This window comes from Marinobacterium marinum (genome assembly GCF_013868415.1).
GTDB classification, from domain to species: domain Bacteria; phylum Pseudomonadota; class Gammaproteobacteria; order Pseudomonadales; family Balneatricaceae; genus Marinobacterium; species Marinobacterium marinum.
Window position 1 is genome coordinate 133021 of record NZ_JACEMT010000050.1, and the last position, 14528, is coordinate 147548.

Sequence of the window (14528 nt, forward strand, 5' to 3'; positions counted from 1 at the left end):
TTGCACTGTGGACGGCCTCGGCATTATGCCAGAGGTGACCGTCGACTCACTATGCCGGGCCGCAGGAGGAATGGGAAACGGAAGGAAAAAGCAGCAGGCGCAGTGCCCGCTGCTGACAAGCCGTTTACTCGAAAGTACGTGGCTTAAGGCTGTCCGGCTTCAGGAAGGGTTTGTCGCCAGTGTTATCATGCTGGCCCAAAACCGCACCATTCACCTCGGTGCCGTAGCGGGAGTGCTTGTGGAAGTCGATGAATTTTTCTCGAGTTTCCTTGGCATCGCCGGTATAGCGAGGATCCTGCGGGCGCTCCTGGCTGTTAACATACCAGGCCACGTTCCAGGCATCGGCATCGCTCAGTGAGCCCGGTTTACTCAACGGCATATTGTTCTGGATGAACGAGGCCGCAGTAAAGATACGCGTCATGCCCGCCCCCCAGTTATAGGCCCCATCTCCCCACAACGGCGGGAACACGACCTTGCCGTCCTTTTTCTGACCGGCGCCGTCGTTACCATGACAAATGGCGCAGTTGGCCTCATAGACCGCCTGTCCTTTTTCATAGCTGATGTCTTCCGGAATGGTCTTGCCGAGATGGCTGAAACCGCGTCCACCCAGTTTTTTCTCATAGACGGGCGCACCCTTGGCAACCCACTGGTGGTACGCAACCATGGCCAGCATGTCGTCACTGCCATAGGCAGGCGGTGTACCGTTCATGGAGTAGGCGAAGCAACCGGCAATACGCTCTTCCAGCGAGTTGACGTGCTTGTTCTTGCCACGGTAATCCGGCAGAGTGGTCACGGCAGGCCAGACGGGGCCCGACCAGTTCATGCGCCCTTCACCCATGTGACAGGTCTTGCAGTTCATATCGTTGAACACGTATTCACCGCGGAACTGCTGGGTATTCATGAACATGTCATACCCCTTAAGGATGACTTTACGCAGTTCGGGGTTGACCGATTCGTCCGCCATCAGATCGTCGATGGTCGGCGCCTGGTGGACATACTGACCTTCCTTGTATTCCGGCAGATTCACCGGCACCTTGGCATCGGCCGCCAGTACGGACTGGCTCATCATGGCGGCTGCAACCGCCAGCATCAGATGTTTACGGTTCATCTCACTGCCCTCCCTCGGCTGCTACCGCCTGCTGCGCACCCAGATAGGCAGCAACGGCTTCAAGCTGCTGCTCGCTCAACCGTTCGGCGACACCGGTCATCAACTGGTTGGGATCATTATGACGTTCGCCGGAACGCCAGGCGTTCAGCTGCTGTTTGATATAATTGGCATGCTGACCGGCAATTCCCGGGAAACTGACACCCATCCCCTGGTTGTCAGGGCCATGGCAGCTTTCACAGGCCGGAATGTAGTTGTTCCAGTCACCGCGCTTGGCAATTTTCTCACCCAGCGCCATCACTTCCGCATCTGCGGTCGCCGCTTCCACTTTCGGTACCGGCTGTGACGCATAATAGGCTGCCACATCCAGGATCTGCTGCTCGGTCAGGTTATCAACGTTGGGCTGCATGACCACACTGACCCGCTTACCGCTGTTGTAATCACGGATCTGCTTGGCAATATATTCGGCATCCAGCCCAGCCAAACGCGGAAAGCTGGCCAGGTTGTTGCCTGCACCGTCCATTCCGTGACAAGCCAAACAGGGGGCTCCACTGCCGTCTCCCTGCATGACGATTTGTTGGCCATTGGCCGCCACTCCCTGAGCCTGAACCGCTCCACTGACCAGCAGGGCACTGGCCAGCGTCAGACGCCAGTATCGTTTCAACATGGCACTCTCCCCATATTGCACATGTCTAATAAAGTTTATGCTTAACAGAAAGCATTCTATTCCATTATGTATACACTCAACAGCCTAACATTCGTGCGCACCATTGTATTGATCTAGCTCCTGTTCCGGGACGATCAACCTTTTGCCCAGTCCACTGGCACGCCTTACCCGGGCACGAACCGCATCATCCAGTCGCCCCCGATGCGACAAAACCAGACTGAACCAGCGGCTGGCTCGCGTGACCCCGGTATATACCAGCTCACGGGTCAGTACCGGATTAATCGACGGCGGCAACAACAGTGCCGTATGGGAAAACTCGGAACCCTGTGATTTGTGTACGGTCATGACATATACGGTTTCGATCATTTGCAGACGGCTGGGCAGAACCCATTTCAAGGTCCCGTCGGCCAGCGGGAAAACAACCTTAAGTACAGGCTCTCCCTGCCGCTCAGGTACCGCCAGTGTGATACCGATATCACCGTTCATCAGCCCCAGCCCGTAGTCGTTGCGAGTCACCAAGACCGGACGCCCTTCGTACCAGCCCTGCTCACGGGCAATCAGTCCTGCCTGCCTCAGGACCCGGGCAATCCGCTCGTTGAGCCCTTCCACTCCCCAGTCGCCTCGCCTCAGGGCGCACAACAGCTGAAAACAGCCGAACGCACTCAGTACTTCCCGTGCCCAGTCATCCAAGCTTGTGGGAGTCGCTTCTGCCGGTCGCGTCGTCTGCAGACACTGCAGGTAGTGGCGGTACCCCACCGGACCGCCCTCGCCCGCTGCCACAGCCAGCTGCCCGCCATCCAGAACCAGCCGCTCCAATGCCGGATCTTCCGGCCCCTTCAGTACGGTCACGGCCAGATCGGCATAGCCCTGCTGCAGGACCCTGTTTACCGCCTCCGGTCGGCCGCTGTTGACTGCTCGTGCCAGCGCCCCGATCCCGCTGTCGGCACCAAAACGGTGACTGTGCCGCAGCATGGCAGTGGCTTGTGCCAATGGTTGGACCGAGGCCTGCCCCTGGGCAGACTGCCAGGCCGCCACATCCTGACCGGTCTGCCGCTGCAGCAACGCCAAGGTTTCAGGTCGATACCCGCCCCGTTCGGCATGCTCGCAGAGATCCCCCAGCACTGAGCCCGCCTCCACCGAGGCCAGTTGGTCCTTGTCTCCCAGCAGCACCAAGCGTGCCCGTGCCGGCAATGCCGTCAGCAACTGGTACATCATTTCCAAATCAACCATTGAGGCCTCGTCCACAACAACCAGGTCTGCATGTAACGGACGATCGGCATGGTGCACAAAACGGCGCGTACCCGGTTTCGATCCCAGTAAGCGGTGCAAGGTTGTCACCTCCTGTGGAATCCCTGCTTGCAAGTGCTCGGGCAACCCCTTGATGGCACCGCTGATCGAATCCGTCAGCCGTGCGGCAGCCTTGCCCGTTGGTGCCGCCAGGCGGATACGCAACAGCTGCCCGTCATCACGGGCCAGACTTTGCAGCAGTGCCAGCAGGCGCACAACCGTGGTTGTTTTACCCGTACCCGGTCCCCCTGTGATGATTCCGAAGCGACAACCGGTCATCAATGCGCAGGCCAGCATCTGCCAGTCCAAAGGCTTTGTAGCCGTAGCAAACAGCTCATCCAGTCGCTGTTTCACGCGGGTTTCATCAACCGGCAGTGTCTGCAGACGTTGTTCTATCTGCCGAGCCACTGCCACTTCATAATGCCACTGACGATAGAGGTACAGACGTGTTGAATCCGGCTCCAGCACCAGCGGGGTCGCCGGATCGCCGCTTCCGACCAGTGCCGATGTCTGGAGTGCCGTCAGCCATTCGCTACGCCCGAGACCTTGCAGCAGCTCCACGGGCCGATCCGGCAAGGCCTCGCCAAATTCGCCATCCGGCGGCAGCGACAATGCCGTGTCCGGTGCCGACAACAGGTTGTCGATATCCGCACAGATATGCCCTCGGCCCAGCTGATGGCTGGCCAGCACCCCGGCCAGCAGCGCCAAAGGAGAGCTGTCAGGTGCCAGAGCATGCAGAAAGCGCCCCAGCGCCAGATCCAGAGCGCGAATCCAGCCACGCTCCTGCCAACGCTGCAGCAACTGCTCCAGTGCCGACCAGTTCTGAAGCGCAGGATGCAGATTGCCGCCAATGGCAAACAGATCGCTTTGTTCAGCCATGTGTCACCTCCGCACCCGCCAGCAGGCGATCCAGTGTTTCAATCAACTCGGCTGCAGGTCGGTCGATACAGCAACCATGGTTGTCCGCTTCATTGATGCCGCGTAGAAAGAGATACACGGCCCCCCCGACATGCTGCTCATAGCCTTTGATCGGGTCTTCGGCATACTCGGGCATACGCGCCTTGAGGAGTCGGTGCAGTGCCAGCAAATACAGGACATACTGCACGTCATAGCGTTTTTCCAGCACAGCAGTCTGCATGGCAGCCGGGCTGTAGCAGCTGTCGTCCGGTCCCAGCCAATTGGATTTGTAATCGGCGACCCAGTAGCGCCCCTCGTGTTCGAAAACCAGGTCAATAAACCCCTTCAACATACCCCCCAACTGCTGGGGGGCCAGTGCCGGGCGTGACTTTCCGGGTAAAACCCGCTCACTAATCAAGCGATCAAGACGGGTTACCGGTACGTCAGCCACTTCAAACCAAAACTCCAGTTCGGCCTGATACACGCTCAGCCCACTCAAGGAGATGCCGTCATCAACCAGCGGCAGGGGCGTAGTCAACAATTGCTCCATCCAGCTATTCAACACTGGTAACCAAGGTTGCCATTCGCGACGCTGACAGCGCGGCGCCAGAAAGGCATGGCGCAGAGCCTCATCTTCGGCCGCTCGGGCAAAGCCCTGATCCGCGGCCCACTCCAGCAAACCGTGCAGAAAGGTACCGGCCTGAGGACCCTTCCAGAAATGATGCGGGTCATACGCAAACTCCACGATAGCGGATGCGGCCTGAACTTCATCCCGACTTTCTCGTGCCGTTTCGTCCCGTGCCGTTTCAACCGGCTCAACCTCGTCCTGCATCGTCATCTCGACCCGCGCCTGCAGCTGGGCAATAGCACTGTAACTCGCGACCCACCAGCGCTCACCGGCAACAGGGCGGTGGCAACGGCGCGCCGACATCAATTGCTCAGCCGCACCGGCTGCAGGTAATAATGCCGTCTGAATTTCCGGTGGCGCTTCCAGGGCGATCACTCCCGACTGCACCAGCGGCTGCAGTCGGGCCTTCAGCTGATCGGTATCCGTTTTGGCCGCACAACCCAGCAACTGGCCGAAGGCACTTTTGTGCAGGCTGAGCGAACGCCCGTACTTGATTGCCGCCACACCCAACCAGCAGGCATGAACCGGTCGAGTTAGCGCCACGTACAACAGCCGCAGGTCTTCCTGCAGACGCTCGGCATCCGCAGCGGCCTTGGCCGCGCTGTCCTGACTGTCCAATTCCAGCACTCGACTCGAACCGGACTGGTAGCGATAGCTGCCGTGGTCGGCGGTCACCTCGCGATAACTGCAGATGAACGGCAGAAAAACCAGTGGGTACTCCAGCCCCTTCGACTTGTGAATGGTCACGACCTGAACCAGATCCGCATCGCTTTCCAGCCGCATGATATGCTCTTCACCGCCGTTGCTGCTGTCGAGGATCTGTTCCTGCAGATGACGAATCAATGCCAGCTCACCTTCCAGCTGACTGCTTGCCGCTTGCAGAAGCTCGGCAAGATGCAGTACGTTTGTCAGTACTCGCTCACCGCCTGTAGCCTGCAATAGTTTGGCAGGCAGCTCAAAGCCGTCCAACAACTGCCGCACCGCCGCCAGCACACCCTGGCGCTGCCAGATGTCCCGCAGCTGACGAAAGCGCTCGACCTCCAGCTCCCAGGCGCGCTCATCACGGGTCAGCCGTTCCAGCCGTGCGTAACCCAGCCCCAAAGTTGCCGTTGCCAAGGCCCCATGCAGATAGCGGGGCTGTTCCGGCTCGGCACAGGCGCGCAGCCAGCGCCACAAGTCTTCAGCTTCAGACGTGCTATAGACCGATGCCTGATCGGACAGATACACGCTGCGCACGGCTCGCCGTTCCAAAGCTTCACGTATCACCTGCGCCTCGCTGCCACTGCGCACCAGAATGGCAATATCACTCGGTCTAAGCGCGGTCAGCTGGCCTTCTTCGGTCCGAAACCCTGCCTGCTGCTGTTGTGCCAAGGTCAGTAATCGACAGATTTCACTGGCACAGTGCTCCGCCATCAACACCCGGTACTGCCCCACGGCAACACCATCTCCGGTGTCATCCGACAGCAGCCAGTGTGTCAACGCCGGCGGACGACTGCCTTCAACTTCAAACACATCCTGACGGCCATTGGCCTCGACTGGAATAAACGGCAGTGGATTCTCACCCTCCCGAGCAAACCGGAAGGCTCCCTCAGGTTGATTGATTTCGGCCTGCTCGAACAGGCTGTTGGTAGCTTCGACCAGCTCCGTTGATGAACGAAAGTTACGGCCCAGCGTATAGTGACGCCCGGCCGTATCAAGGCGCGCCTGCAAGTAGGTATGAATATCGGCACCACGAAAGGCGTAAATGGCCTGTTTGGGGTCACCGATCATAAGTAACGCATGACGCTCGTCCTCGCAGGTCCGGGTCGCGAACGAGGCCGGATAGATACGGCTGAAGATGCGGTACTGCAACGGATCGGTATCCTGAAATTCATCAATCAGAGCAACCGGATACTGGCGCCGGATCGTCATCGCCAGATGGTCTCCCCCCTCCCCTTGCAGAGCTTCGTCCAGTCTTACCAGCATGTCATTAAACCCCAGCGTGGCTGCACGCTCGCGCGAACGGGCAAAGCGCTGCTGAATCCAGTCGGCCGCATGCAGCTGTACCGGCTGTAGCGGTGGCCGTGTCTTCAGATAATCCACCAACTGCTGCAGCTGCTCAAAAACCGGGTGGGCCGGGGTCTGCCCCTGCCGGGCCTTGGCTGTTTTGGCTGTCAGGCGGTCTCGTGAAAAGTACTCCAGCCTCTCTGCCGGCAACGAGCGCCCTTCGACCCAGGTCATCATTTCAGTCAGTTGATCAGGCAACGTAGCCGGTTTATAACTCTGATTATTGAGAATCTTATGCTGTGCCGCTTCCAGCAACTGCGCTTCGATAATTTCCCGCTCATCACGCCACAGAGTACGTGCCTGTTGCTCCAGCTGCTGCTGCTGTGGCAACCAGGCAGCCAGACTTTCGGCATAGGCGGCCGGGGACTGGGTCAACTCAATCGGCTCTCCCTGATAACGCACCTGGACGCTACCTGGCTGCAGCAACGGGCGAATCGATTTCAACAGCATGTCCGGATCAGCTGCCAGCTCACTCAACGCCTCCGCCGCAGTCGGCGGCAGGGCGTAGCACCAGCTGCGCCAGTAGTCACGGGCCATCTCGATCAGCAACTCATTGTCATTCTGTTCCAGCGCCTGTCGAAACAGGCTGCCGGTATCAAACGCATGTTGAGTCAGCATCCGCTGACACCAGCTGTGGATCGTGTAGACCGCGGCCTCATCCATCCATTCAGCAGCCAGCTCCAACTGACAGGCCGCTTGCCCTCTGGCCTCTTCATCCTCATATTCTGGTGCCGCCAGCAACTGTTGCAAGAAAGGGTCTGCCTTTCCCTTGCCCCTGAATACCTGTGCCGCCTCGGCCAGGCGACTGCGTATTCGATCACGCAGCTCGCGCGTGGCGGCATTGGTGAAGGTTACGACCAGAATGTCAGGTGGCAGCAGCACACGGCCAAAACCGGATTCGACAGAACCATGGCCCAACACCAGACGTACATACAGCGCCGCAATGGTAAATGTTTTGCCGGTCCCGGCACTGGCTTCGATCAACCGTACGCCTTGCAAGGGAAAATCCAGCGGATTCAATGTCTCGGGGCGTGTCGCCTGCGTATCCAGCCTGTTCATGCGTCCTCCCATGACAACAGCTCGCCCTGTTCAATTAAGGGGCGGTAGAGCGCCTGGGCCCAGTCCAGCAGACCCGCCGCCAGTAAATCTTCAAAATCAGGCCAGGCACGTTGCAGATAACGATCCACCACCCCCTCGCCGGGATAGCGAGCGGATCCCATATACGCTTGCAAGGCGGCCTCATTCGGGTCCTTATCGTCCGCTGTAGAAAGCAAGGCCAGAGCTGTGCGGCAAGCCAACGGTGCAGGTTTGGACAGCGCTTGCAGATAATGGCCAAACAAATCATTCAGCAAAGACCGCGCCTGTTCCGCCGCCAGTGGCCGAATACGAGCACTGGTATCCGGCCCCACCAGGAAGGTTGTAAGTGAGTACCCACTTGCACTGAGTGCCAAATGATCCAACCAGGCACGGACCAAACGATGCCACCTGGGCGCTCCCTTATCACTGATTGCCTGAGGCGACGACAGAATCAACGCCCTGTCCTGCCCTTCCGTGAGACGGAAGAGGCCGTCCACCCAGTCTTCCAGCAGGATCTCCACGCCGTCGGCCTTGAGAGTCAGGCGGACTTCCACTGGGTCCTGTATCGGTCGCCAATCAAGGTACAGGCGCTCCAGATGTTTCAGCGTCGATACCGCCGGACTGACAATTTCCCGCAAGGCCCGCTCGGCATAAGGCCCCAGTGGCAATTCTCCTGCTCGTTGCCAACGGGCCAGCTGTATCTGAATACCCGCTTCGTGCGAGCCGGCCTTGAGCCCGGCAGCGATCAATTCCGATCCCAGGCGAAACTGGTCCAGACGATTGAAGCCGAAAGGCTCATGCTCCTCCTGTACCTCTTCCAGCGCCTCAAACCAAACCCCAAGCCGCTGGTTGAAGAAGGCATGCACCGGATATCGCAGGAAACGCTGCAACCGTTTAAGATCCAGACTCGACGGCAACTCCAGTGGCGGCAACGCCTCCCTTTCCTGCCGGGCTACCTGATCATGTACTTCACGCCATTCGGCAGCATAGGTGAATAAACGCGGATGCTGCTCAAAATAGCGCGAGCTGAAAGGTTGCAGGGGATGTATGGTCGTCAGGTACGTCAACAGCGTTTCCCCATCGGTTGTCTGCCACCCCTGTTCCAGGTGATCTCGTAAACGGGACACCAGCACTGAAGGTGGTTGTTCGGCATTATCACGCACGCTGCGCCCCACCCAGCTGATATAGAGTGCATCCCGCGCCGACAGCAGGGCTTCCAGAAACAGATAACGGTCATCCTCGCGGCGAGACCGATCCCCCGGTCGGTAACGACCCGCCATGAGATCAAAGTCCATTGGCGGCTGCAGACGCGGGTAATCGCCATCGTTCATGCCCAGCAGGCACACGCGGCGAAAGGGAATTGCCCGCATCGGCATCAGCGTTGCAATGTTCACGGCACCGGCCAGGAAGCGCTGTGACAGGCTCATCTCATCAATGCCATCCAGCCAGCTGTCGCGCACAACCTCAAGCGGCAAGGGGCGTTCCAGCTCCGCTTCCAGACAGGCCTCTTGCCAGTCCTGCAGGCGCTGTTGCAAGCGTTCTAACAACATCAGATCCTGATCACTGACCGGCTGTAAAAAGCGCTCCAGTAACGCGATTAAAATCTGGCTCCACTCATGACAGGGCTTAGGGGTCAGTAAGTGCTCACGCAGCTGCAACAGTGCGGCAACCAGCTCAGCCAACGGCCCAACACGGGCGGCCTCGAGCCCTCCCACTTCACCATATGCTTCAATATCAGAGAAGGTCTGTCCTTCCCCCATCACATATCCCAGCAGCATACGCTTCAGCCCGAACAGCCAGGTGTTCTGTTCCAGACCTGCCGGCAGCTCAAGGCCGGCGCGTTGAGCGCCGTCCAATCCCCAGCGAATACCCGAATCCCGTATCCACTGCTGCAACTGGGGAAGATCGCTTTCCTCCATGCCGAAACGCTCACGCAATGCCGGTACTTCCAACAGATCAAACAATTGGCTGATACCAAAACGCTCCTGTGGCAATTGCAGGAGAAGTTCCACAGCAATCAACAAGGGGGCCTGACCACGATGGTGCTGATCATTTAACGTGAAGGGGATAAAACGCGGGTCTGCTTTCGACAAGCGACCGAAGACCGACCGAATATGCGGCGCATACTGATCAATATCCGGCACCATCACAATGATGTCACGGGGCCTTAAATCAGTATCATCCTGGAACCATTGCAACATCTGATCATGCAGAATTTCGACCTCTCGCTGACGACTGTGCGCAACCTGGAAGGTAAGTGAGTCATCACATTCATGCCAATAGCGCTGTATTTCGGGCAGTGGCTCAAGATCCAGGATATCCTGCTGAATCTGATTCAGCAGCGGCAGAGCTGTTCGGTCGGACTCTGGTTCGTCAAACAGGTCAATACGCTGAAACCAGTCAGCATACGCGCTCGTATCATCAAACTGGTCCAATAGCTGTATATAATCACGCCCCTGTTTACCCCAGGCTGCCAGAAGCGGCTGGGCATGCAAATGCATATCGCCGGCACTGATCTCTTCAGGCATGCCGGTCTTGCGCCGCTGACGTTGATGATTGCTGCGCAGCAAGTCCTTGCCGTCGATAATATCAGCCCAGTAATGGCGACAAGGGTTATGTACACAAAGCAACACTTGCGTATGCGCCGCCAGCGCCGACAGCGCTTCGATAAACTGCTGTGGCAGCGCAGAGATACCGAAGACAATCACTCGGCGCGGCAGAGCTTGAGGACGTCGGGGCAACGCTTCGCAGGCCTGAAGGAATTGCCGATGCAAGTCGGCACGGCTCATGCCCCTTTGGGGCTCACTAAGATCATTCCGAATAGCACGCCATAACAAGGGCTGCCACAGCTGCTCCACTGGTAATGGCTGTTCCTGCCCCTGAGCATCAATCAAAACATCTCGGCCTGCAGCCCAGGCACTCAGCCAGTCAGCCCGATAAACCTGGTACTGGTCATAAAGATCAGCCAGACGTTCGGCCAGCTGATATTCCTTGCGTGCCGTCCCGTCATCAGCCAGGAACCGATGCAACTGCGCACACTCGGGGCGTGCAATCAGGTCCGGAAGTAGCCGTAACAAACGCCAGGCCAATCGGGATTTGTCATAAGGTGAGGTTTTGGGCACGCGATCTGCCCCCAGCACAGCACGATAGGCCTGCCACAAAAAAGAGGCCGGGAGCTGAATATCCAGCGCTGCGGCGATACCACACCCAGGCTGCACTGTATCATCAGGTGAACGTGCCAGAGCCAGTTGCAACCACTGAGCGATACCATTGCTCTGCACCAGTATGGATTCGTTCTCCAGTACACCCAACGGGTTGCTGCGTATCCAGTACACCAGGACTTCTCGCAATGCTTCCAGGCGGTTGCCATGGATAATGGCCAACCCTGTGGGCAAGGCTTCCCTGTTCCGATCACTCACGCTCACTCTCCTCCTGCCGACTCAACGCGCAAGGATACTACTCGGCGTGCCGGATTTCATCGCCCCCAAAACGCAAAAACCCCGATCTCAACGAGACCGGGGTTTTCACTGAATAAATGCTTGGCGATGACCTACTCTCACATGGGGAAGCCCCACACTACCATCGGCGATGCCGCGTTTCACTGCTGAGTTCGGTATGGGATCAGGTGGTTCCACGGCTCTATTGTCGCCAAGCAAAACTGGTACAAATCGGATCTGAAATTCGGTGACTGTCTGTGTTGTCGCTACAAGCGTTCAACCGGTGCTCTTGCGAGCTGCGATAATCATATTCTTGACTGATCTTCAGTCTAACCATTCATTGCAAACGCCTTGGGCGTTATATGGTCAAGCCTCACGAGCAATTAGTACTGGTTAGCTCAATGCCTTACAACACTTACACACCCAGCCTATCAACGTCCTGGTCTCGGACGGCTCTACAGGGACCTCAAGGGTCCAGTGAGATCTCATCTTGAAGGAGGCTTCCCGCTTAGATGCTTTCAGCGGTTATCCCGTCCGCACGTAGCTACCCGGCAATGCCACTGGCGTGACAACCGGAACACCAGAGGTGCGTCCACTCCGGTCCTCTCGTACTAGGAGCAGCTCTTCTCAAATCTCAAACGCCCACGGCAGATAGGGACCGAACTGTCTCACGACGTTCTAAACCCAGCTCGCGTACCACTTTAAATGGCGAACAGCCATACCCTTGGGACCGGCTTCAGCCCCAGGATGTGATGAGCCGACATCGAGGTGCCAAACACCGCCGTCGATGTGAACTCTTGGGCGGTATCAGCCTGTTATCCCCGGAGTACCTTTTATCCGTTGAGCGATGGCCCTTCCATACAGAACCACCGGATCACTAGAACCTACTTTCGTACCTGCTCGACGTGTCAGTCTCGCAGTCAAGCACCCTTCTACTCTTGCGCTCATTGGCTGATTTCCGACCAGCCTGAGGGTACCTTCGTGCTCCTCCGTTACTCTTTGGGAGGAGACCGCCCCAGTCAAACTACCCACCACACAATGTCCTCGATCCCGATAAGGGACCTGAGTTAGAACCTCAACAGTACCAGGCTGGTATTTCAAGGTTGGCTCCACCACAACTGGCGTCATGGTTTCAAAGCCTCCCAGCTATCCTACACAAGTAATGTCAAAGTCCACTGTGAAGCTATAGTAAAGGTTCACGGGGTCTTTCCGTCTAGCCGCGGGGACGCTGCATCTTCACAGCGAGTTCAATTTCACTGAGTCTCGGGTGGAGACAGTGTGGCCATCGTTACGCCATTCGTGCAGGTCGGAACTTACCCGACAAGGAATTTCGCTACCTTAGGACCGTTATAGTTACGGCCGCCGTTTACCGGGGCTTCGATCAAGAGCTTCGCCGAAGCTAACCCCATCAATTAACCTTCCGGCACCGGGCAGGCGTCACACCCTATACGTCCACTTTCGTGTTTGCAGAGTGCTGTGTTTTTAATAAACAGTCGCAGCCACCTGGTATCTTCGACCGACATCAGCTTAGGACGCAAAGTCCATCACCAACATCGGCGTGCCTTCTCCCGAAGTTACGGCACCATTTTGCCTAGTTCCTTCACCCGAGTTCTCTCAAGCGCCTTGGTATTCTCAACCTGACCACCTGTGTCGGTTTGGGGTACGGTCACACATAACCTGAAGCTTAGAGGATTTTCCTGGAAGCATGGCATCAACCACTTCGACTCATAAAGAGTCTCGTCATCAGGTCTCAGTCTTAAGAAGCCGGATTTGCCTAACTTCTCAACCTACACCCTTAAACGCGGACAACCAACGCCGCGCTGGCCTAGCCTTCTCCGTCCCCCCGTCGCAGTTATGCGCGGTACAGGAATATTAACCTGTCTCCCATCGACTACGCTTTTCAGCCTCGCCTTAGGGGCCGACTCACCCTACCCCGATTAACGTTGGATAGGAACCCTTGGTCTTCCGGCGAGGGGGTTTTTCACCCCCTTTATCGTTACTCATGTCAGCATTCGCACTTCTGATACCTCCACGGTGCCTCCCGGCTTCCGCTTCAACGGCTTACAGAACGCTCCTCTACCATGCCCTAAGGCATCCGCAGCTTCGGTGTCTAGTTTGAGCCCCGTTATATCTTCCGCGCAGGCCGACTCGACTAGTGAGCTATTACGCTTTCTTTAAAGGATGGCTGCTTCTAAGCCAACCTCCTAGCTGTCTGAGCCTTCCCACATCGTTTCCCACTTAACTAGAACTTTGGGACCTTAGCTGGCGGTCTGGGTTGTTTCCCTTTCCACGACGGACGTTAGCACCCGCCGTGTGTCTCCCATGATTGCACTCTTGGGTATTCGGAGTTTGCATCGGGTTGGTAAGTCGGGATGACCCCCTAGCCGAAACAGTGCTCTACCCCCCAAGGTGAGACATGAGGCGCTACCTAAATAGCTTTCGAGGAGAACCAGCTATCTCCGGGCTTGATTAGCCTTTCACTCCGATCCACAGGTCATCCGCTGGCTTTTCAACGACAGTCGGTTCGGTCCTCCAGTTGATGTTACTCAACCTTCAACCTGCCCATGGATAGATCGCCCGGTTTCGGGTCTACTCCCAGCGACTTGGCGCCCTATTAAGACTCGGTTTCCCTACGCCTCCCCTAAACGGTTAAGCTTGCCACTGAAAGTAAGTCGCTGACCCATTATACAAAAGGTACGCAGTCACCGTCCGAAAACGGCTCCCACTGCTTGTACGTACACGGTTTCAGGGTCTATTTCACTCCCCTCACAGGGGTTCTTTTCGCCTTTCCCTCACGGTACTGGTTCACTATCGGTCAGTCAGGAGTATTTAGCCTTGGAGGATGGTCCCCCCATATTCAGACAGGATAACACGTGTCCCGTCCTACTCGATTTCACTGTCTATAGGTTTTCGCATACGGGGCTATCACCCACTATGGCCACACTTTCCAGAGTGTTCTGCTAACCACAAGACAGCTTAAGGGCTGCTCCCCGTTCGCTCGCCGCTACTAAGGGAATCTCGGTTGATTTCTTTTCCTCCGGGTACTTAGATGTTTCAGTTCCCCGGGTTCGCCTCTCTACACCTATGTATTCAGTGAAGAGATACCCGCAAGCGGGTGGGTTTCCCCATTCGGAAATCCTCGGATCAAAGTCTGTTTACCGACTCCCCGAGGCTTATCGCAGGTTACTACGTCCTTCATCGCCTCTGACTGCCAAGGCATCCACCGTGCACGCTTATTCACTTGACCATATAACCCGAAGGCGTCTGTTCAAATGAATGGTTCGTAACGATTATCGCCGGTTGGCGCTTGTATCAAACAATACAAGACAATCTTTCAGATCCAATTTGTTAAAGAGCGTTTAAAGCTAAGAAGCTTTAAAAGAT

The 14528-nt window shown here is 57.0% G+C and carries 5 protein-coding genes and 2 rRNA genes; all 7 read right to left on the reverse strand.

Annotated elements, in window-relative coordinates; all coding sequences use genetic code 11:
- Positions 1 to 124: 124 nt before the first annotated feature.
- Complete coding sequence (locus H1S06_RS10840; RefSeq protein ID WP_181740040.1) at positions 125 to 1108, reverse strand: c-type cytochrome; 984 nt, start codon at positions 1106 to 1108, stop codon at positions 125 to 127.
- Between the two features lies 1 nt (position 1109).
- Positions 1110 to 1772, reverse strand: coding sequence for a c-type cytochrome (locus tag H1S06_RS10845; protein ID WP_181740042.1), 663 nt, complete (start codon positions 1770 to 1772; stop codon positions 1110 to 1112).
- An 84-nt stretch (positions 1773 to 1856) separates the two neighbouring features.
- The gene (gene recD / locus H1S06_RS10850; protein WP_181740043.1) at positions 1857 to 3938 is read right to left on the reverse strand and encodes an exodeoxyribonuclease V subunit alpha; all 2082 of its coding nucleotides are present in this window, start codon (positions 3936 to 3938) and stop codon (positions 1857 to 1859) included.
- Complete coding sequence (gene recB / locus H1S06_RS10855; protein WP_181740045.1) at positions 3931 to 7689, reverse strand: exodeoxyribonuclease V subunit beta; 3759 nt, start codon at positions 7687 to 7689, stop codon at positions 3931 to 3933. The genes recD and recB overlap by 8 nt, the downstream gene beginning before the upstream one ends.
- A complete protein-coding gene (recC, locus tag H1S06_RS10860; protein ID WP_328515334.1) occupies positions 7686 to 11126 on the reverse strand; it encodes an exodeoxyribonuclease V subunit gamma in 3441 nt (1146 codons plus the stop codon). Before recC ends, recB begins: the two co-directional genes overlap by 4 nt.
- Before the next feature lie 118 nt (positions 11127 to 11244).
- Positions 11245 to 11360: ribosomal RNA gene (gene rrf, locus H1S06_RS10865) — 5S ribosomal RNA — on the reverse strand.
- Positions 11361 to 11506: 146 nt separating this feature from the next.
- Positions 11507 to 14391 (reverse strand): 23S ribosomal RNA (locus H1S06_RS10870).
- Between the last annotated feature and the right edge of the window lie 137 nt (positions 14392 to 14528).

Coding starts and splice junctions, on each gene's coding strand:
- H1S06_RS10840 (WP_181740040.1), bottom strand. CDS start 1,108: ATGAACCGTAAACATCTGATGCTGGCGGTTGCAGCCGCCATGATGAGC.
- H1S06_RS10845 (WP_181740042.1), bottom strand. CDS start 1,772: ATGTTGAAACGATACTGGCGTCTGACGCTGGCCAGTGCCCTGCTGGTC.
- recD (WP_181740043.1), bottom strand. CDS start 3,938: ATGGCTGAACAAAGCGATCTGTTTGCCATTGGCGGCAATCTGCATCCT.
- recB (WP_181740045.1), bottom strand. CDS start 7,689: ATGAACAGGCTGGATACGCAGGCGACACGCCCCGAGACATTGAATCCG.